Source organism: Pseudomonas sp. NPDC087029 (assembly GCF_044745345.1).
GTDB lineage: Bacteria > Pseudomonadota > Gammaproteobacteria > Pseudomonadales > Pseudomonadaceae > Aquipseudomonas > Aquipseudomonas faucium.
This window is the reverse complement of the sequence record NZ_JBIVAB010000023.1, coordinates 1-19,952: the sequence shown is the minus strand read 5'-3', so window position 1 is coordinate 19,952 and position 19,952 is coordinate 1. Positions and strand designations below refer to the sequence as shown.

Annotated in this window: 14 protein-coding genes and 1 tRNA gene; 13 read left to right on the top strand and 2 right to left on the bottom strand. The window is 65.5% G+C overall.

Going from position 1 to position 19,952, the window contains the following annotated elements; genetic code table 11:
• Positions 1 to 97 precede the first annotated feature (97 nt).
• The 12 genes from ACIPG5_RS24265 to ACIPG5_RS24210 all read left to right on the top strand — a co-directional run bounded on the left by ACIPG5_RS24265 (position 98) and on the right by ACIPG5_RS24210 (position 16,324).
• A complete protein-coding gene (locus tag ACIPG5_RS24265) occupies positions 98 to 1,018 on the top strand; it encodes an ABC transporter permease (RefSeq protein ID WP_401378609.1) in 921 nt (306 codons plus the stop codon).
• 10 nt (positions 1,019 to 1,028) lie between these two features.
• Positions 1,029 to 1,889: an ABC transporter permease gene (locus tag ACIPG5_RS24260; RefSeq protein WP_401378607.1), complete on the top strand. Its 861-nt coding sequence runs from the start codon at positions 1,029 to 1,031 to the stop codon at positions 1,887 to 1,889.
• A 60-nt stretch (positions 1,890 to 1,949) separates the two neighbouring features.
• The gene (locus ACIPG5_RS24255) at positions 1,950 to 3,521 is read left to right on the top strand and encodes an ABC transporter substrate-binding protein (RefSeq protein ID WP_176515258.1); all 1,572 of its coding nucleotides are present in this window, start codon (positions 1,950 to 1,952) and stop codon (positions 3,519 to 3,521) included.
• 14 nt (positions 3,522 to 3,535) lie between these two features.
• Entirely contained in the window at positions 3,536 to 5,041 is a 1,506-nt protein-coding gene (gene argH / locus ACIPG5_RS24250; protein ID WP_401378605.1) for an argininosuccinate lyase, read from the top strand.
• A 14-nt stretch (positions 5,042 to 5,055) separates the two neighbouring features.
• Entirely contained in the window at positions 5,056 to 6,885 is a 1,830-nt protein-coding gene (locus ACIPG5_RS24245; RefSeq protein WP_401378603.1) for an ABC transporter ATP-binding protein, read from the top strand.
• 252 nt (positions 6,886 to 7,137) lie between these two features.
• The gene (gene fdnG / locus ACIPG5_RS24240) at positions 7,138 to 10,206 is read left to right on the top strand and encodes a formate dehydrogenase-N subunit alpha (protein ID WP_176515264.1); all 3,069 of its coding nucleotides are present in this window, start codon (positions 7,138 to 7,140) and stop codon (positions 10,204 to 10,206) included.
• On the top strand, positions 10,206 to 11,156 hold the full coding sequence (gene fdxH / locus ACIPG5_RS24235) for a formate dehydrogenase subunit beta (protein ID WP_313395278.1): 951 nt from the start codon (positions 10,206 to 10,208) through the stop codon (positions 11,154 to 11,156). Before fdnG ends, fdxH begins: the two co-directional genes overlap by 1 nt.
• Positions 11,153 to 11,809, top strand: a complete 657-nt coding sequence (locus ACIPG5_RS24230) for a formate dehydrogenase subunit gamma (protein WP_236237286.1) — start codon at positions 11,153 to 11,155, stop codon at positions 11,807 to 11,809. The genes fdxH and ACIPG5_RS24230 overlap by 4 nt, the downstream gene beginning before the upstream one ends.
• 4 nt (positions 11,810 to 11,813) lie before the next feature.
• Positions 11,814 to 12,740: a formate dehydrogenase accessory protein FdhE gene (fdhE, locus tag ACIPG5_RS24225; RefSeq protein ID WP_401378600.1), complete on the top strand. Its 927-nt coding sequence runs from the start codon at positions 11,814 to 11,816 to the stop codon at positions 12,738 to 12,740.
• Between the two features lie 135 nt (positions 12,741 to 12,875).
• Positions 12,876 to 14,303, top strand: a complete 1,428-nt coding sequence (gene selA / locus ACIPG5_RS24220) for an L-seryl-tRNA(Sec) selenium transferase (RefSeq protein ID WP_176515271.1) — start codon at positions 12,876 to 12,878, stop codon at positions 14,301 to 14,303.
• Positions 14,300 to 16,222 carry a selenocysteine-specific translation elongation factor gene (gene selB / locus ACIPG5_RS24215; protein WP_401378598.1) on the top strand — a complete coding sequence of 641 codons (1,923 nt, stop codon included), beginning with the start codon at positions 14,300 to 14,302 and terminating at the stop codon, positions 16,220 to 16,222. The genes selA and selB overlap by 4 nt, the downstream gene beginning before the upstream one ends.
• Before the next feature lie 6 nt (positions 16,223 to 16,228).
• Positions 16,229 to 16,324 (top strand) — tRNA-Sec (locus ACIPG5_RS24210).
• A 6-nt stretch (positions 16,325 to 16,330) separates the two neighbouring features.
• On the opposite strand, the gene ACIPG5_RS24205 is transcribed toward ACIPG5_RS24210, so the two are convergent.
• Together ACIPG5_RS24205 and ACIPG5_RS24200 are read right to left on the bottom strand one after the other, a co-directional pair.
• Positions 16,331 to 17,317 carry an asparaginase gene (locus ACIPG5_RS24205; protein ID WP_401378596.1) on the bottom strand — a complete coding sequence of 329 codons (987 nt, stop codon included), beginning with the start codon at positions 17,315 to 17,317 and terminating at the stop codon, positions 16,331 to 16,333.
• A 72-nt stretch (positions 17,318 to 17,389) separates the two neighbouring features.
• Positions 17,390 to 18,832: a sodium:alanine symporter family protein gene (locus tag ACIPG5_RS24200; protein ID WP_286912002.1), complete on the bottom strand. Its 1,443-nt coding sequence runs from the start codon at positions 18,830 to 18,832 to the stop codon at positions 17,390 to 17,392.
• A 178-nt stretch (positions 18,833 to 19,010) separates the two neighbouring features.
• On the opposite strand from ACIPG5_RS24200, the gene ACIPG5_RS24195 reads away from it, so the two are divergent.
• Positions 19,011 to 19,820: a helix-turn-helix domain-containing protein gene (locus tag ACIPG5_RS24195; protein WP_401378594.1), complete on the top strand. Its 810-nt coding sequence runs from the start codon at positions 19,011 to 19,013 to the stop codon at positions 19,818 to 19,820.
• Positions 19,821 to 19,952: the final 132 nt, after the last annotated feature.

Genomic DNA, 19,952 nt, shown 5'->3' with positions numbered 1-19,952 from the left:
TTTGGTGACGTGCGATTATTTGCTCAGGTGTTTGCAGGTTAACAGCTTGCCAATACTTGCAGATGATTGCCGTTAATTAAAACAATAGGGGCTGATCGTGCTTAATTATGCAATTCGCAGGCTATTGCTCCTGCTGCCCATGTTGTTGGGTGTATCGATCGTGGTCTTTCTGGTCTTGCATTTCATTCCGGGCGACCCGGCCAGGTTGGCCGCGGGGCCAGATGCAACGGATGCGGACGTCGAGCAGATAAGGCAGAACTACGGGTTGGACAAGCCCCTGCTGAACCAATACCTGATCTACATAAAGAACGTCGCCAGCGGTGATCTGGGCGAGTCCTTCCAGACCTTCACCCCGGTCCTCGAAGGTATCGCCAGGACATTGCCAGCAACGCTGGAGCTGACCGCAGCAGGGATGCTGCTGGCAGTCATCATTGGCGTCCCGCTGGGCATCATCGCGGCATTGCGCCCGCGAGGCGTGCTCGACAGCACATTGACGACGCTGGCGGTAGTGGGCATCTCGATGCCGGGGTTCCTGCTCGGCCTGGTCCTGATGTCGGTGTTCTCCGCCAGCCTGGGATGGCTGCCGCCTACCGGCCGTGGTGGCTTGCAGCACCTGATACTGCCCGCGGTGACGCTCGGCTTGCCCTATGTCGCAACGTTTTCCAGGTTGGCCCGCTCAACCCTGATGGATGTATTGAAGGAAGACTATATAAGGACGGCCTACGCCAAAGGCGTGCCTAATTATAAAGTTGTTCTCAAACATGCACTTTCCAATGCCGCCATTCCATTGGTCACGGTATTTGGCATGGACTTCGGACGCTTGCTCGGCGGCGCGGTAATTGTTGAAACCGTATTTGCCTGGCCCGGCATGGGACGCTTCCTGATAGATGCAATCATGGCCCGTGATATCTATGTGGTTCAAGGAACCGTATTGGTCTTCGCCGCCTTGGTCGTTGTCGTCAACCTCATTGTGGATCTTGCATATGGCTTCCTCGACCCTCGCATCACCTACAACTGAGGCCCGCCCCTTGCCTCGGACACTGCGGCGCATGAACTTCATCGGCTTTCTCATCGCCCGAAAGCGCTGGTTCGCCCTCGCGGCGACCGCGGTGATCGTGATGATGGTGACCGCAGCCATCTTCGCCCCCCTGTTCTTCGACTGGGATGCCGTCACCCGGATCAACTTGTCGCAATCGCTGGTCACGCCCGGCTCCGAATTCTGGCTAGGCACCGACCAGTTGGGGCGCGACCTGCTCGGGCGTGTGCTGTGGGGCGCACGCATCACCCTGATCGTCGCGGTGGCCAGCGTCGGCATCGCCATGCTGGTGGGCGTTGCAGTGGGGGCGGGCTGCGGTTACTACAACGGGCCGATCTCCGGGCTGGTCATGCGGGTCATGGACTCGATGATCGCCTTCCCCCGCACCCTGGTGGCAATCCTGGTAATCACCGTGGCCGGCAACAGCATCCTCAGCCTGACGTTGGCCATCGCCATTTCCAGCATTCCCATCTACGTGCGGTTCTTCGCCGGGCCGGTGATGGCCCTGGCCAAGCGCGAGTTCGTGCTGGCGTCGAAGTCCATCGGGGTGAGCGATGTGCGATTGCTGCGGGTGCATATCCTGCCCAACATCGGCTCGCTGGTGATCATTCAGGCCACGGTGTCGCTCGCAGAGGCCATCCTGATCGGCTCGGGGTTGAGCTTCCTCGGGCTTGGGCCACCCCCGCCCATACCGGAGTGGGGCGCGATGATCGCCGAGTCGCGGCCGTTGCTGACCACCCACCCCTATGTGCTGATCGCCCCGGGATGCGCGCTGGTGCTGACCATCCTGAGCTTCAACATCGTGGGCGATGCGCTACGCGACTTCATCGACCCGAAATCGCGCAGAGCCTGACACTCCGGCGTGGCCTGGCCGCGCCGGATGCCGACAAACCTTATCAAGCGAGAAAAGATCATGGAGCGTACAGGCTTCAAGGCAACGCTCATCCGTGGTTTGCTGCTGGGCGCCCTCGGATGCTCGGCACTCGGCCCAGCCGCGGTCAGCGCGCAGGGCTTGCAGACGCTGACCTTCGTCCAAGGCTCAGACATCGACACACTCGACCCCGCGGTATCGCGCAGCGTGCCGTCGTACAACGTGCTGGACCACCTGTTCAACCGCCTGGTGAACTGGCAAGGGCAGGACCGCGAGCAGGTCGTCCCCGACCTGGCGCTGTCCTGGGTCCGCTCCGATGATGGTCGGCAATGGACCTTCGCCCTGCGCAAGGGCGTGAAGTTTCACGACGGCACCGACTTCGACGCCCAGGCGGTGAAGTTCAACCTGGACCGCATACGCGATGCCAAGCTGGGCTCGCCACACCGCTCCTACTACACCGACATCGTCTCGGTCGAGGTGCTGGCGCCCGACCAGTTGCGCATCACCACCGCCAACCCTTCGCCGACCCTGCTCGAGCTGCTGGCCAAGCCATCCTCGTCCATCAGCAGCCCGGCGGCGGTGGCCAAGTACGGGCGGGCCTACGGGCATCATCCGGTGGGCACCGGGCCTTACAAGTTCGTGCGCTGGCTGCCCAACGACCACACCGTGATCGACAGCAATCCCAGCTACTTCGGTGTCGCCGGCAAGCCGCAAAAGATCGTCTTCCGCCCCGTGCGGGAGGACTCCTCGCGGGTCATCGAGCTGCGCACGCGCAATGCCGATGTGGCCGCCGACCTGTCCCCGGAAGCCGCCATCGAACTCAAGGCCCTGAACAAGTCGGACCTGTTGCGGGTGCCCAGCACCTTCCAGGTGTTCTTCGAACTCAACCTCACCCGGCCACCGTTCGATGACGTGCGCATGCGCCAGGCGGTGAACATGGCGATCGACCGCGATGCCCTGGTCAACAAGGTGCTGCTGGGCTACGGCAAGGTGCCGGTCAGCCCCTTCCCGGCAGGTACCCAGGCGCGTCGCACCTTCGCCCCGGTGAAATACGACCCGGCGGCTGCGCGACGCTTGATCGAGCAAGTCTACCCCGGTGGTTTCCCCGGCACCGTGGTGATGTGGACCCCGGCCGGGCGCTATACCAAGGACCGCCAGGTGGCCGAAGTGGTCCAGGGCTACCTCAACGCGGTGGGCCTTAAGACCGAGTTCAAGGTCTGGGAGTGGGCCACCTACCAGAAGAGCCTGTACCGCCCCGAACCGGGCAAGGGCACGGGCAAGGGGTCCAACGATGCCGACATGTGGCTGCTCGGCACCGGCATCTCCGACGCGGACATCCGCCTGCGCCGCAAGCTGGTGACGGGCGATCCGCAGAACCTGACCGGCTACAGCAACCCCGAGGTGGACAACCTGCTGCAACGGGCCGCCCGTGAACTGGATGAGCACAAGCGCATGGCTTACTACGGGCAGATCCAGCAAATCCTCTGGGAGCAGGACCCCAACAGCCTGCCGCTGTTCGACCAGGAGCAGATCATCGGGCTTCGCAAAGGTTTGAAAGGCCTCGTCGTGGATTACGAAGGGACCATCGATTTCCAGCATGCACAACTGAATTGAACGGTGAAACGACCATGTCCAAAGCACACGCACACGAAACCTTGCTCACCGATGCCCGCCTGAGTGCACCGGCTGCCGAGCGGATGGTGAAATACCATGACATCCCGGCCCTGGATACCGAGATCCGGCAGTTCCACGAGTTCATCGAGGTCGACCTGGCGCACACGGTGATGCTCGTCGAGCAGCAGATCCTCGCCCGCGCCGTCGGCCAGGCGATCCTTGCCGAACTGCGCAAGATCCGCGCGCTGGCCACCTCCGACTTCCCGTTCGACGTCAGAAAGGGCAGCTTCCTGCTGCAGGTCGAATCCTACCTGTTCGCCCGCATCGGCGAAGACAACGCCGGCCAGATGCACACCGGGCGCAGCCGCATCGACCAGGGCGCCACGGTGCGCCGGCTGTACGACCGCAAGCGCATCCTGGCGGTGCTGGCGCGTATCAATGGCTTCCAGCAAGCGCTGATCGAGCAGGCCGCGCGCCATGCCGACACCATCATGCCGGGCTACACCCACATGCAGCATGCCCAGCCGTGGGTGTTCGGCCATTACCTGCTGAGTTTCAGCACCCGCCTGCACGACAGCTTCAGCCGCCTGGCCCAGGCCTATGCCCGGGTCAACCGCAACCCGCTGGGCGCGGTAGGGCTGGCCGGGACCTCCTGGCCGCTGGACCGCAAGCGCACCACCGAGCTGCTGGGCTTCGACAGCCTGGTGGAAAACTCCAAGCTGGGCCGCGAGGCGTGGTACGCGGCTGAGGCGATCGGTGCGCTGTCGTTCATCATGGCCGACCTCAACGACCTGGCCACCGACCTGCACATCTGGTCCAGCGTCGAGTTCGCCACGGTCGAGAGCGATGACAGCTATTGCGGCACCAGCAGCATCTTCCCGCAGAAGAAGAACCCCTCGGGCCTGGAGACCATCAAGAAGGCCGCGGGCGAGTCGGTCACCTGGCTGAGCACGGCGCTGGCCACCTTCCGCGCCGAAGGCACGGGCGATCAGGCCATGCGCGACCTGCCCTTGATCCAGCGGGCGCTGGAAGTCACCGAGGGCATGCTCGATTTGTTCACCGGCATCGTCGAGACCCTCAAGGTGCATGAGGCGCGCATGAGCGAACTGCTGTCGGGCAGCTGGTGCACCGCCAGCAACCTGGCCGATGTCATCGTGCGCGAGCGTGGCATCAGCTTCCGCCAGGTGCATCATGTGGTCGCTCGGCTGGTGCGCAACAGCCTGGCCTCGGGGGTGATGCCACAACAGGTCACCGGTGCGGCGCTGGACCAGGCCGCCGTGGAGACCATCGGCTCGACCCTGGGCTACAGCGACGCGCAGGTGCGTGACGCCCTCAACCCGCGTACGTTCGTGGAAACCCGTATCTCCATCGGTGGCGTCGGGCCCGCCGAGGTGCGCCGCCTGCTGGCGGTTGCCCAGGACGAGCTGGTGCAAGACCGCCTGTGGGTGGCTGCCAGCCAGGGCAAGGTCGCCGGTGCCCGGGCCGCGCTGGATGCCGCCGTGGCGCGGATAGTGGATTGAAGGGGGTCACTCTGATGAACGAGAACCTGGTCGCTCGGGTCGAGAACTTGAGCGTGGCATTCGGCAGTGATGGCGAGGCCCCAGTGGTACGTGACGTGTCCTTCGAAGTCGGCCGTGGCCAGACGCTGGCCATCGTCGGTGAGTCAGGCTCTGGCAAATCGGTGACCTCAATGGCCATGATGGGCCTGATCGGGCGTGCCGGTGGGCGGGTGGTGTCCGGCTCGATGCACCTGCGTACCGGCGACGGTGCGCGGATCGACCTGGTGGCAGCGCCCGAAGCGCTGCTGCGCCGGCTGCGTGGCTCGGCGATGTCGATGATCTTCCAGGAGCCGATGACCTCGCTGAACCCGGTGTTCAAGGTCGGCGCCCAGCTGGTCGAGGCGATCACCCTGCACAAGCGCTGCAACCGCACCAGTGCCGAGGCCCAGGCCCTGCGCATGCTCGACCTGGTGCGCATTCCCGATGCACGGCAGGTGATGGGGCGCTTCCCTCATGAACTGTCCGGCGGCATGCGCCAGCGGATCATGATCGCCATGTCGCTGGTGTGCGAGCCGACCTTGCTGATCGCCGACGAGCCGACCACCGCGCTGGACGTCACCGTGCAAGCGCAGATCCTGCGCATCATCAAGGAGCTGCAGGACAGCCTGCGCATGGGCGTCATCTTCATCACCCATGACATGGGCGTGGTCGCGGAAGTGGCCGACGAGGTGATGGTCATGAAGCGCGGAGAGACCGTCGAGCACGGTACGGCCAAGGACGTGCTGCTGCACCCGCGCCAGCCCTACACCCAGGCGCTGCTGGCAGCGGTGCCGAAAATCGGCTCGATGCGTGGTAGCGACCTGCCGGCCAAGTTCGCCCTGGTCGACGAGCCGCTGGCGCAGGGGCAGCAGGAGGCGGCGCGGGCGCCGGATTACCAGGGTGCGCCGATCCTCAGCGTCGAGTCGCTGTCGATCCGTTATGACCTGCGTGGCGGCATCCTTGGCAAGGTGCAGCGGCGCGTGCACGCGGTGGAGTCGATCGACTTCCAGATCTACCCAGGCGAGACCCTGGCGCTGGTGGGCGAGTCGGGCTGCGGCAAGTCCACCAGCGCCAGGGCCGTGGCCGGGCTGATGCCGATCCAGGGCGGCAACATCCTGTTCCAGGGCAGGAATGTCGGTGCCTTGGGCAGGGCCGAGCAGAAGGCACTGCGGCGTGATATCCAGATGGTGTTCCAGGATCCGTATGCCTCGCTCAACCCGCGCCTGACCATCGAGCAGAGCCTGATGGAGCCGCTGCTGGTGCATGGGCTTGCGCAGGGTGAGGCTGCGCGCCGGCAGGTTGGCGAGTTGCTCGAACGGGTAGGGCTTGGCGCCGAGCACGCGCAACGCTACCCCCACGAGTTCTCCGGCGGCCAACGGCAACGGATCTGCATCGCCCGCGCCCTGGCCCTGTCGCCCAAGCTGATCATTGCCGATGAGGCGGTGTCGGCGCTGGATGTGTCGATTCAGGCCCAGGTCATCAACCTGCTGCAGGACCTGCAGCGGGAGCGGGGGATCGCGTTCTTGTTCATCTCGCACGACATGGCGGTGGTCGAGCGGGTCAGCCATCGGGTGGGGGTGATGTACCACGGGCGGATCGTCGAGATCGGCCCACGGCGTAGCGTGTTCGAGAACCCGGGGCATGCGTATACGCAGCGGTTGCTCAGTGCAGTGCCCTCGGCGGATCTGAATGTGCAGAGAAAACCCTTCAACCTGATGAGCGAGGCGGTGCCCAGCCGCATACATGACATCGGGCATCAGGCGGCGGCCATGCAGTATCGGGAGGTTGCACCGGGGCATTTCGTGGCCATTTCAGCGGTGGCGTGAGGGTTCGTTTTCACTGCTGGCCTCTTCGCGGGGCCAGCCCGCTCTCACAGGTGCAGCGCAACCTTCATGCCTGCGCTGAACTCGTGGGAGCGGGCTTGCCCCGCGAAAGGGCCATAACTGCTGACCCATGTCATCGCACCTTCTCGATTCTTGACTAGTCTTATCTATTGGCGGCCGTCAAAACCGCCCCCCGTGACTACCAAGAGGCGCCGGCCATGTTCCGTGCGTCCACCACCTGATCAGGAGTGCACGATGGACCTCAACCGTCGGCAGTTCTTCAAGGTCGCCGCCGTCGGCCTTGGAGGCTCGAGCCTGGCAGCGTTGGGCATGGCCCCGACGCCTGCGTTTGCCGAGCAGGTGCGTCACTTCAAGCTGGCGCATACGAAAGAAACCCGCAACACCTGCCCCTACTGTTCGGTCGGCTGCGGCCTGATCCTGTACAGCCAGGGCGATGCGGGCAAGAACGTCAAACAGAACATCATCCACATCGAAGGCGACGCCGACCACCCGGTCAACCGCGGCACTCTGTGCCCCAAAGGCGCCGGCCTGCTCGACTTCATCCACAGCGCCAGCCGCCTGCAGTACCCCGAGGTGCGCAAGCCAGGCAGCAAGGAGTGGGTGCGGGTCGAATGGGACGAAGCGCTCGACCGCATCGCCGACCTGATGAAGCAGGACCGCGACGCCAATTTCATCGAGAAGAATGCCCAGGGCCAGACGGTCAACCGTTGGCTCACCACCGGTTTTCTCGCCGCCTCCGCTGCCTCCAGCGAAGCCGGCTACCTGACCCACAAGGTCATCCGCGCAACAGGCATGCTGGGGTTCGATAACCAGGCGCGTGTCTGACACGGCCCGACGGTGGCAAGTCTTGCCCCGACGTACGGCCGTGGCGCCATGACCAACCACTGGTCCGATATCGCCAACGCGAATCTGGTCCTGGTGATGGGTGGCAACGCAGCAGAAGCGCATCCGTGCGGCTTCAAGTGGGTGACCGAGGCCAAGGCGCACAACAAGGCGCGGCTGATCGTGGTCGACCCGCGGTTTACCCGTACCGCTTCGGTGGCGGACTACTACGCGCCGATCCGTACCGGTACCGACATCGCCTTCATGGGCGGGCTGATCAATTACCTGCTGAGCAACGACAAGATCCAGCACGAATACGTGCGCAACTACACCGACGTGTCGTTCATCGTCAAAGAGAACTATGGCTTCGAGGACGGGCTGTTCAGCGGCTACGACGAGGCCAAGCGCGTGTATGCCGACAAGTCGGGCTGGGGCTACGAGCTGGGCGAGGACGGTTTCGCCAAGGTCGACCCGAGCCTGCAGCACCCGCGCTGCGTGTACCAGCTGATGAAGCAGCACTACAGCCGCTACACCCCGGAAATCGCCAGCATGACCTGCGGCATGCCGCAGGACGCCATGCTCAAGATCTGGGAAGAGATCGCCACCTGCTCGGCACCGGGCAAGACCATGACGATTCTCTACGCCCTGGGTTGGACGCAGCACTCGATCGGCGCGCAGATCATCCGCAGTGCGGCGATGGTGCAGTTGCTGCTGGGCAACGTCGGCATGCCGGGCGGTGGCGTCAACGCCCTGCGCGGGCACTCCAACATCCAGGGCCTGACCGACCTGGGCCTGCTGTCGAATTCGCTGCCGGGTTACCTGACCCTGGCCGGCGACGCCGAGCAGGACTACGCCACCTACATCGACAAGCGCGCCTCCAAACCGCTGCGCCCGGGGCAACTGTCGTACTGGCAGAACTACGGCAAGTTCCACGTCAGCCTGATGAAGGCCTGGTACGGCGCCAATGCCACGGCGCAAAACAACTGGGGCTACGACTGGCTGCCGAAACTCGACGTGCCGGCCTACGACGTGCTGCGCATGTTCGAGATGATGAGCCAGGGCAAGGTCAACGGCTACATGTGCCAAGGCTTCAACCCGATCGCCGCGCTGCCGGACAAGAACCGCGTCACGGCCGCGCTTGGCAAGTTGAAGTGGCTGGTGATCATGGACCCGCTGGCCACCGAAACCTCCGAGTTCTGGCGCAACGCCGGGCCGTTCAACGATGTCGACACGGCCAACATCCAGACCGAGGTGATCCGCCTGCCCACCACCTGTTTCGCCGAGGAGGATGGCTCGCTGGTCAACAGCAGCCGCTGGCTGCAATGGCACTGGAAAGGCGCCGACGGCCCGGGCGAAACCCGCACCGACGTGCAGATCATGAGCGAGCTGTTCCTGCGCCTGCGCCAGCGCTACCAGGCCGAGGGCGGGGCCTACCCGGACCCGCTGATGAACATCAGCTGGCCGTACAAGATCCCCGATGAGCCTTCACCCGAAGAGCTGGCCAAGGAAATGAACGGCTGGGCCGTGTCCGACCTCAGCGACGCCACCGGTGTGGTGCTCAAGAGCGGGCAGCAGCTGTCGGGCTTCGCCCAGCTCAAGGACGACGGCAGCACGGCTTCTGGCTGCTGGATCTTCGCCGGCTGCTGGACCGAGCAGGGCAACCAGATGGCGCGCCGTGACAACAGCGACCCGTTCGGCATGCACCAGGTGCAGAACTGGGCCTGGGCCTGGCCGGCCAACCGGCGCATCCTCTACAACCGCGCCTCCAGCGACACGCAAGGCAAGCCATGGGACCCGGAGAAAAAGCGCCTGGTGTGGTGGAACGGCAAAACCTGGACCGGCACCGACGTGCCCGACTTCAAGGTCGACTCGCCGCCGGACGCGGGGATGAACCCGTTCATCATGAACCCCGAGGGCGTGGCGCGGTTCTTTGCCATCGACAAGATGGCCGAAGGCCCGTTCCCCGAGCACTACGAGCCGTTCGAGACGCCCATCGGCATCAACCCGCTGCACCCGCAGAACAAGAAGGCCACCAGCAATCCGGCCGGGCGGATCTTCGATTCGGTGTGGGACACCCTCGGCACGCACGACGAGTTCCCCTACGCGGCGACCACCTACCGGCTGACCGAGCACTTCCACTTCTGGAGCAAGCACTGCCGCCTCAACGCCATCGCCCAGCCCGAGCAGTTCGTCGAAATCGGCGAGGTGCTGGCCAACGAGAAAGGCATCAAGGCCGGCGACCGGGTGCGGGTGTCGAGCAAGCGTGGGCATATCGAGGCGGTGGCGGTGGTGACCAAGCGGATTCGCCCGCTGCAGGTCAACAACCAGACCGTGCACCAGATCGGCATCCCGCTGCACTGGGGCTTCACCGGCGCGACGCGGCACGGCTACTTGACCAACACCCTGGTGCCGTTCCTCGGTGATGGCAACACGCAGACGCCGGAGTCCAAGTCGTTCCTCGTCAAAGTGGAGAAAATCTGATGGCCAGCCAAGACATCATCGCCCGCTCGGCCACCACCACCGTACCGCCCTCGGTACGCCAGCAGCAGGAAGTCGCCAAGCTGATCGACACCACCAAGTGCATCGGCTGCAAGGCCTGCCAGGTGGCGTGTTCGGAGTGGAACGAGCTGCGTGACGAGGTCGGCCACAACCACGGCACCTACGACAACCCCCAGGACCTCACCGCCGAGACCTGGACCTTGATGCGCTTCACCGAGCACGAGCGCGACGACGGCAACCTGGAGTGGCTGATCCGCAAGGACGGCTGCATGCACTGCGCCGACCCAGGTTGCCTGAAGGCCTGCCCGAGCCCGGGGGCGATCATCAAGCACGCCAACGGCATCGTCGACTTCAACCAGGACCACTGCATTGGCTGCGGCTACTGCATCACCGGCTGCCCGTTCAACATCCCGCGCATCTCGCAGAAGGACCACAAGGCGTACAAGTGCACCCTGTGTTCGGACCGTGTGACCGTGGGCCTGGAGCCGGCCTGCGTGAAAACCTGCCCGACCGGGGCGATCGTGTTCGGCAGCAAGGATGAGATGAAGGTGCATGCCGCCGAGCGCATCGTCGACCTCAAGTCGCGCGGTTACGACAACGCCGGGCTGTACGACCCCGACGGCGTCGGCGGCACCCACGTGATGTATGTGCTGCACCATGCCGACACCCCCAGGCTGTATGCCGGCCTGCCGGACCAGCCGGTGATCAGCCCGCTGGTGGGCTTGTGGAAGGGCTTCACCAAGCCGCTGGCGCTGCTGGCCATGGGCGCGGCGGTGCTGGCCGGGTTCTTCCACTATGTGCGCGTCGGCCCGCAGCGGGTGGAGGAGGACGAGCAGCCAACGCCTGCGGACGACAGCGTGCACCAGGTGGACCCGTCGGTCCATGTCTATGACCCGAACCGGCCCGGCGGGCAAGGGGAGCAGCGGCCATGAACGACAACAAACCCATCCTGCGCTACAACGCCAACGAGCGGACCAACCACTGGATCGTCGCCATCCTGTTCTTCATGGCCGGGCTGTCCGGGCTGGCGCTGTTCCACCCGGCGCTGTTCTGGCTCAGCCACCTGTTCGGCGGCGGGCCGTGGACGCGCATCCTGCACCCGTTCATGGGCGTGGCGATGTTCGTGTTCTTCCTCGGCCTGGTGCTGCGCTTCTGGCGCGCCAACTTCATCACCGCCAACGACCGCCTGTGGCTGCGCCGCATCGACCGGGTGATGGTCAACCGCGAAGACGGCGTGCCCCCCATCGGCAAGTACAACGCCGGGCAGAAGCTGCTGTTCTGGACGCTGCTGGTGTGCATGCTGGTGTTGCTGCTCAGCGGAGTGGTGATCTGGCGCCAGTACTTCAGCCACTTCTTCGACATCGGCTCGATCCGCCTGGCGGCACTGGCCCATGCGCTGGCGGGCTTCGTGCTGATCCTCAGCATCATCGTGCACATCTACGCCGGCATCTGGATCAAGGGCTCGATCGGCGCCATGCTGCATGGCTGGGTCAGCCGCGCCTGGGCGCGCAAACACCATGAACTGTGGTACCGCGAAGTGACCGGCGACAAGACGCCGAGCAATCACGGACGTAAAGAAGGATGAGCGCTTGAGCACGATACTCGAACCCGGGCAGATCGAAGCGTCGGCAGTGATGCCGCCGTTTCTGCACCTGCCACCCGCCAACCTGTTCACCCTGCGCGCCGAGCGCCTGGCGCACCTGGCCGAGGGCAACGCCTTGGTGCGCTACCTGAAACTGGTCGCGCGCTTGTGCCACGTTCAGCAGCAGCTTGTGGATAACCCGCCTGGCGCCTTGCCGGTAGCCGAGGAGCGCCAGCGCCTGTGCATAAGTCATGGGCTGCCGCCGCTGGCTGCTGACAGCCTGGTGCGTGAAGGCGCGTGGCTGGCCTGGTTGCAGGCATTGCTCGGGCACTTCGACGATGAGCCCGACGGCCCGCTCGGCGAAGCCCTGAAAATGCTGCGCGCAAGTGACGACAGCCAGCGCAAGGGTTGGGGCATCGCCTTGCTGGCTGGCCAGTACGATGCGGTTCCGGCGGCGCTGGTGCCGTTCATTGGCGCCGCCTTGCAAGCGGCCTGGTCGAGCTGGCTGCTGGCGCTGCCTGCGCCTGAACTGAAGCCCGCCGGCAGCCTGGCCCAGTGCCCCGCCTGCGGCTCGCCGGCGATGGCCGGGGTGGTGCGCAACCGGGGCAAGCACAATGGCCTGCGTTACCTGGCCTGTTCGCTGTGTGCCTGCGAATGGCATGTGGTGCGGGTGAAGTGCGTGTATTGCGAGTCGAGCAAGGATTTGCGCTACACCAGTCTCGAAGACGATCGCCATGCGCCGGGCAAGGCGCCGTTGCGGGCCGAGTGCTGCCCGGCGTGCAACAGTTACCTGAAACAGAACTACTTGGAGAACGACGCCGCCGCCGAACCACTGGCCGATGACCTGGCCAGCCTTGCCCTGGATATCCGCCTGGACGAGGAGGGCTTCCACCGCCTGGCACCGAACCTGATGCTCGCGCCCGGTGGTGGCTGAGTGTCTACACTGCAACACCGAGTCGCCTCTATCGCCGGCAAGCCGGCTCCCACAGGGTCAGTGCTATCCCCGTGGGAGCCGGCTTGCCGGCGATAGGGCCAGAACAGACAACGGCCCCGCCCAAGGTAGTACTGCATGCCTCAAACCCCCGCCAGCGAAACCCCACGCCTGCCCTCCATCGACACCCTGCTGCGCCACCCGGCCTGCCTCCCGCTGATCGACCGCCACGGCCGCGACGCCGTGCTCGCCACCCTGCGCCAACTGCTCGACGACCTGCGCGACCCGGCCCGCAGCGGCCAGCTCAGCGCCGCCGAACTGGCCGCCGAAGTCCTCCTGGGCCGCACCGGCGAGCGCCTGGCCATCCAGCAACGCAGCCAGGTACGCCGGGTGTTCAACCTCACCGGCACCGTGCTGCACACCAACCTCGGCCGCGCCCTGCTGCCCGAGGAAGCCGTCGAAGCCATGCAGACCGCCGCGCGCTACCCGCTCAACCTGGAATTCGACCTGGCCACCGGCAAGCGCGGCGATCGTGACGACCTGATCGAAGGCCTGATCCGCGAGCTCACCGGCGCCGAAGCCGTCACCGTGGTCAACAACAACGCCGCCGCCGTGCTGCTGGCGCTCAACAGCCTCGGCGCGCGCAAGGAAGGCATCATCTCCCGCGGCGAGCTGATCGAGATCGGCGGGGCGTTTCGCATCCCCGACATCATGGCCCGCGCCGGCGTGAAGCTGCACGAGATCGGCACCACCAACCGCACCCACGCCCGCGACTATGAAGCGGCCATCAACCCGCGCACCGGCCTGCTGATGCGCGTGCATTGCAGCAACTACAGCATCCAGGGCTTCACCACCCAGGTGGCGACCGCCGAGCTTGCGCGCATCGCCCACCAGCATGAGCTGCCACTGCTCGAAGACCTCGGCAGCGGCAGCCTGCTCGACCTGACCCGCTGGGGCCTGCCCGCCGAACCAACGGTGCGCCAGGCCCTGGCCGACGGCGCCGACATCGTTACCTTCAGCGGCGACAAACTGCTAGGCGGCCCGCAAGCCGGGATCATCGTCGGGCGCAAGGACCTGATCGCCAAGATCAAGAAGAACCCGCTCAAGCGCGCTCTGCGCGTCGACAAGATCACCCTCGCCGCACTCGAGGCGGTGCTGGCGCTGTACCGCAACCCCGACCGCCTGGCCGAGCGCCTGCCCAGCCTGCGCCTGCTGACCCGCAGCCAGGCCGAGATCCAGGCCCAGGCCGAGCGCCTGGCCCCTGAGCTTGCGGCGCACCTTGGCGAACCCTGGCAAGTCAGCGTGGAGCCTGCGCTGGGCATGATCGGCAGCGGCAGCCAGCCGGTGGCGCGCCTGCCGAGCGCGGCGTTGTGCCTGCGCCCGCAGGTGTCGAAGAAACTGCGCGGGCGCAGCCTGCACGTGCTGGAGCGGGCCTTGCGCGGCTTGCCGGTGCCGGTGCTCGGGCGCATCGATGACGACGCCTTGTGGCTCGACCTGCGCCAGCTCGACGACGAAGCCCAGTGGCTGGCGCAACTGCCGGCCCTGCAACTGGGGCCGGTGCAGTGATCGTGGGTACCGCGGGCCATATCGACCACGGCAAGACCGCACTGCTCAAGGCCCTGACCGGCCAGGCCGGCGACCAGCGCCAGGAAGAACGTGAGCGCGGCATGACCATCGACCTCGGTTACCGCTATGCCGCGCTCAGCGAAGGCGCGCCGCTGACCGGTTTCATCGATGTGCCGGGCCATGAGCGTTTTATCCACAACATGCTCGCCGGTGCCCATGGCATCGACCTGGTGCTGCTGGTGGTGGCGGCCGACGATGGGGTGATGCCGCAGACCCGCGAGCACCTGGCGATCATCGAGTTGCTGGGCATTCCCCAGGCGCTGGTGGCCATCAGCAAGTGCGACCGGGTAGCGCCGGCGCGCCTGGCCGAGGTGCAGGCGCAAGTGGCCGAGCTGCTGGCGCCAGGCCCCTATGCAGGGGCGCGGCAGTTTGCGTTGTCGAGTGTTACGGGGGAGGGCATCGAGGCATTGCGCCAGGCCTTGCTGGAGGCTGAGGCACGGGTTCGCCAGCGCAGCGCGCGCGGCGGCTTGCGCCTGGCGGTAGACCGCGCCTTTGCAGTGACCGGTGCCGGCGTGGTGGTAACCGGCACGGCCCTGGCCGGGCGCGTGAGTGCCGGCGATACCTTGCTGTTGGGCAAGGCCGGCAAGGCGGTGCGGGTGCGTGGCCTGCATGCGCAAAACCAGGCCGCTTTGGTCGCCGAGGCCGGCCAGCGGGTGGCGCTGAACATCGCCGCCGAACGCCTGGCGGTGGAGCAGGTGCATCGTGGCGACTGGCTGGTGCCCGAATGGCTGCATGCGCCCAGCGTGCGCGTGGATATCGACCTGCACCTGTTGCCAAGCGAGCTGCGCGCCTTCGAACATTTCAGCGCCGTGCACGTGCACCTCGGCACCCAGGATGTGACGGCCCGGGTGGCGTTGCTCGAAGGCGAAACCCTGGCCGCCGGCCAGCGCATGTTCGCCCAGTTGCTGCTCAACGCGCCGCTGCAGGCGGTGCACGGCGACCGCCTGGTGCTGCGCGACCAGCGTGCCCAGCGCACGCTGGGTGGCGGCAGGGTGCTCGACCCCTTTGCCCCGAGCCGCCAGCGCCGCAGCGAAGAACGCCTGCGCCAGTTGCAGGTGCTGCGCGATGCCCAAGAGCTGGAGCAGGCCCTGCCGGCACTGCTTGCCAACGCGCCGGGTGGGCTCGACCCGCAGCGCCTGGAGCGCCAGTTCAATCGCCTGCGCGACACCTGGCAGCTGCCCGAGGGCGTGTTGGTGGTGGCCACGCGGCAGGGCCAGTTGCTGTTTGCCCACAGCCAGTGGCAGGCGCTCAAGCGCCAGGTGCTTGAGCATCTGGCGCGTTTCCACGAACAGGAGCCCGACCAGCTCGGCCCCGACCGTGACCGCTTGCGCCGCTTTGCCGCCTTGCCACTGGAGCGCCCGGCGTTCGTCAGCTTGCTCGATGAGTTACTTGGCGAAGCGCTGATCGCCAGCAGCGGGCCGTGGCTGCACCTGCCCGATCACAAGGTGCAGTTGAGCGAGGCCGACAACGCCTTGTGGGCGCGCCTGCAGTCAAGCTTGCTGGAAGGGCAATACGATCCGCCCTGGGTCAGGACCTTGGCGGCGCAAGCGCAATGCGCCGAAGCCGATGTGCGCCTGTTGTTGCGCAAGCTGGCGCGGCTGGGCCTGGTGCACCAGGTGGTGCGCGACCTGTTCTACCCTGAAGCGACGCTACAGCGCATGGCAGAGCTGTTGCTGGCCCAGGCCAGTGCAACGCCGATAGTGCAGGTGGCGGCGTTTCGCGATATGTTGGGCATCGGTCGCAAGCGCAGTGTGCAGATTCTCGAATACTTCGACCGCATCGGCCTGACCCGCAGGGTTGCCGATCAGCGTTACATCCGTGCCGACAGCGCACTGGCCCAGCAGCAGGCCAGGCACTGAGTACAAGGAAGGCAATCGCGCCCGGTGGCGCGGCCGGGCTTCAAACCCGGTTGGGGACGGCAGCCGTTCCCGGGCAGGTTCGACTCCCGCTGCCTTCCGCCATTTCAGTCAGGCGCGTTCGCCACACAAATCCAGGGCAAACCACTGCTCTGCGGTTTCGACATCCAGCCCCGCGCCCAGCAATGCAAACAGCTTGGCCAAGGCCGCCTCACGGGTCATGCCGCCGCCGCTGACCAACCCTGCCTGGCGCAGCCGATTGCCTGCCGCATAGGTATCGAACACCACCGACCCTTCCGGGCACTGGCTGATGGCAACCAGCATCACCCCGCGCTGACGCGCCGCGCGCAGCACCTCGAGCAAGGCCTGGTCATCCGAGGGGCCGGTGCCGCTGCCATAACACTCCAGCAGCAAACCTTGCACGCCGGTGTCGAGCACGCCGCGCAGGTGCGCTGCCTGCAAGCCTGGGTACACCGGCATCACCGCCAGGTTGACCGGCTGGCGCTGCTGGCGATAACCCAGTGCCTCTGGCACTTGGCTCGCGCGCTCGCCTTCCCGGTGGCGCGGCAGCGCGGCGAAGGCGTCGAACGCTTCGCTGCGCAGTTTCGAGGCGCGGCAGCCATGCAGCAGCTGGCCGTGGAAGTACAGCTGCACGCCCTCTTCCAGGCCAGCCTCGAACTGCCCGAGGGCGCCGCACAGGTTGCCCCAGGCATCGCTGCCCGGCGCGCCGGCCGGCAGCATCGAGCCGGTCAGCAGCACCGGCACCGGCAGGCCCAGCAACAGGAACGACAGGGCCGCCGCGCTGTGCGCCAGGCTGTCGGTGCCGTGCAGCACCAGCACGCCGTCATGGCCGGCATCCACCGCCGCGACGATGGCATCGCGCATGGCCAGCCAGTTGTGCTGCTGCATGTTGGCGCTGTCCAGCAGCGGGTTCAGCTCCTGCAGCGTCCACGGCACCTTCGGTGCATCGCTCAGCTGGGCCAGGTGCTCGCGCATGCGCGCATCGAAACCACCGGCGGGCGCCAGGCCCTCGGCGGTTTCGAGCATGCCGATGGTGCCCCCGGTGTAGAGGACGAGAAGATTCTTGACTGCACGCATGGAAAGCATCCGTAGCGGTGAGCGAAAGAGAAGCAGCCGCCCGCGGACGGGGCGGCTGGGCAAGGCAGGATATCAGCGTTGCGGCTGGGCTTGGCCGGTGGTGTTGGCTGCGGCAGGTTCAACCTGTGCATTGGCAGGCCAGGCATTGCGGTCCAGGTCCAGGTCGGTGAACTTGGCCGAGTCGAACACGGGCTGGGCGACGCCTGCCTTGCGCTGGTCGTCGTAGTCGCGCATCACTCGCAGGCCGACCTTGAACAGCATGGCCAGGGCGATCAGGTTGACGAACGCCAGGCAGGTCATGGTGATGTCGGCGAAGGCGAACACGGTCGACAGGTCCTGCATCGAGCCCCATACCACCAGCGCCAGTACCAGGCCGCGGAACACCATCAGCACCACGCGGTTGCGGCTGAGGAACTGCAGGCTGTTTTCGCCCAGGTAGTAGTTGTAGAGGATGCAGGTGAACACGAACAGCGACAGCGCCACGCTGACGAACAGGCGGCCCCAGTCACCGACCACGGCGGCCAGCGAGTTCTGGGTCAGGACGATGCCGTCGCCTTCGAAGCCTGGGGTGTAGAAGCCCGACAGCAAAATCAGCAGCGCGGTGCAGGTGCAGATCACGAAGGTGTCGAGGAACACGCTGAAGGCCTGCACCACGCCCTGGGCACCCGGGTGCTTCACGGCGGCCACGGCGGCGACGTTGGGTGCACTGCCAAGGCCGGCTTCGTTGGCGAACACGCCACGCTTCACGCCCATGACGATGGCGCTGCCGAGCAGGCCGCCGAATGCTGGGTCGAGGCCGAAGGCGCTCTTGAAGATGGTTTCGAGCATGGCCGGCACGTGCTCGATCTGGGTGCCGATCACGTACAGGGTCACGCCGATGTAGGCCAGGGTCTTGACCGGCACCAGCAGGTCCGACACTGCGGCGATGCGCTTGATGCCGCCGAGGAAGGTGATGGCCAGCAGCACTGCCAGCACGATACCGGTGTGGCTTGGGTCGAAGTCGAAGGCGTTTTGCAGCGAGTGGGTCACGGTGTACGACTGCAGGCCGATGAAGGCGAAGCCGTAGGTGACCAGCAGCAGGATCGAGAACACGATCGCCATGTTCTTGCGCTTGAGGCCGTGCTGGATGTAGTACGCCGGGCCGCCGCGGTACAGGCCATCGCCATCGGCGCGCTTGTAGACCTGGGCCAGGGTGCATTCGAAGAAGCTGCTGGCCATGCCGACCAGGGCCGTGACCCACATCCAGAACACCGCACCCGGGCCACCCAGGGTCACGGCAATGCCGACACCGGCGATGTTACCGGCACCCACGCGGCCGGCAAGGCTCAGCATCAGGGCCTGGAAGGAGCTCAGCTGGCCTGCCTGGCCACGCAGCGACTCTTTGAACACGGCGAACATGTGGCCGAAATGGCGGAACTGAACGAACCGCGAGCGGATGGTGAAGTAACCGCCGAGACCGACGATCAGCACGATGAGGAGTTTCCCCGAGAGGAAATCGTTGAGTGCTTCGAGCATTGGAAAATGACCTCGATTCTTATTCTTCGCATGGAAAGACCAGCGGACGGCAGGCGCACCGCTATTCGTTGGGGCGCATGGTTGGCCATGACAAGAGTGGTTACAATTTCGCGGGTTGCTCTGACTTGATGCGACTTGATGCTAGAATGGCGCCATTCGCGTCACCAGGATTTTGCCCATGAGCGACCATTTCGCTACCAATCTGAAATTGGCCTGCAGCCACTACCGCTCTATTTCCGAAGTTTGCCGGCAGCTGTCGATCAACCGCGCGCAGTTCAACAAGTACCTCAGCGGGCAGAGCCGCCCGACGGCTTTCAACCTCAAGCGCATCGGCGATTTCTTCGGCGTCGAGGATTACGAGCTGAACCTGCCGCCCGAGCAGTTCTCCCGTTTGATCGGGGCACGGGTGTCGAGCGTGAACGACCAGCCCAGCGACCCGATCAGCGACTTGTTCCGGCCGTTGCACGAACACGCCGGCAACCTGTCGCGCTACTGTGGCTACTACTTCGAGTATTCCAACTGCATGTCGGTACCCGGCACCATCCTGGTGTCGCTGGTGCACCTGCGGGAAGAACGCGGCAGCTTCCTGTTCGAGCGCCAGGAACGCCAGGAGCGCTCCAGCGCCACCGACCAGCACGCCGAGGTGCGCTGCCGCTACTTGGGCGCCGCCTTCCAGCTGCAGGACCGGATGTTCCTGATCGACTACGAGTCGCTGACCCTCAACGAGATGAGCCAGACCATCCTCATCCCCAGCTTCAAGAGCCGCATCACCCGCTTGAACGGCCTCAAGACCGGGGTTTCCAGCGGCGACCGGCGCAACCCGGCCTGTACCCGGGTGGTGTGGGAGTACCTGGGCGAGGAGATCAACCGCATCAACGCCTACCGGCAGGTGAAGCTGTACCGGCCGGATGATCCGCGGATCGATGATGATGTGCGTGAGCGGTTGAGTGTGGGGCCGTTGAGCAATGGGTTGTTCGAAATCGAGTAGCTCTGGGTAGGGGCCGCCTCAAGAGTTTTGCGGGGATTGAGATCGCGCGCCGCCCGCGCGGCGCATCGCGGATAAATCCGCTCCTACATTTGTTGCAACGTGCCACGGTCTGTCAGGCCATGGTTGTCCGCC

Excerpts from the sequence above, each read along its gene's own strand:
- ACIPG5_RS24255 (WP_176515258.1), top strand. The coding sequence starts at position 1,950 with ATGGAGCGTACAGGCTTCAAGGCAACGCTCATCCGTGGTTTGCTGCTG.
- argH (WP_401378605.1), top strand. The coding sequence starts at position 3,536 with ATGTCCAAAGCACACGCACACGAAACCTTGCTCACCGATGCCCGCCTG.
- ACIPG5_RS24245 (WP_401378603.1), top strand. The coding sequence starts at position 5,056 with ATGAACGAGAACCTGGTCGCTCGGGTCGAGAACTTGAGCGTGGCATTC.
- fdxH (WP_313395278.1), top strand. The coding sequence starts at position 10,206 with ATGGCCAGCCAAGACATCATCGCCCGCTCGGCCACCACCACCGTACCG.
- ACIPG5_RS24230 (WP_236237286.1), top strand. The coding sequence starts at position 11,153 with ATGAACGACAACAAACCCATCCTGCGCTACAACGCCAACGAGCGGACC.
- selA (WP_176515271.1), top strand. The coding sequence starts at position 12,876 with ATGCCTCAAACCCCCGCCAGCGAAACCCCACGCCTGCCCTCCATCGAC.
- ACIPG5_RS24205 (WP_401378596.1), bottom strand. The coding sequence starts at position 17,317 with ATGCGTGCAGTCAAGAATCTTCTCGTCCTCTACACCGGGGGCACCATC.
- ACIPG5_RS24200 (WP_286912002.1), bottom strand. The coding sequence starts at position 18,832 with ATGCTCGAAGCACTCAACGATTTCCTCTCGGGGAAACTCCTCATCGTG.
- ACIPG5_RS24195 (WP_401378594.1), top strand. The coding sequence starts at position 19,011 with ATGAGCGACCATTTCGCTACCAATCTGAAATTGGCCTGCAGCCACTAC.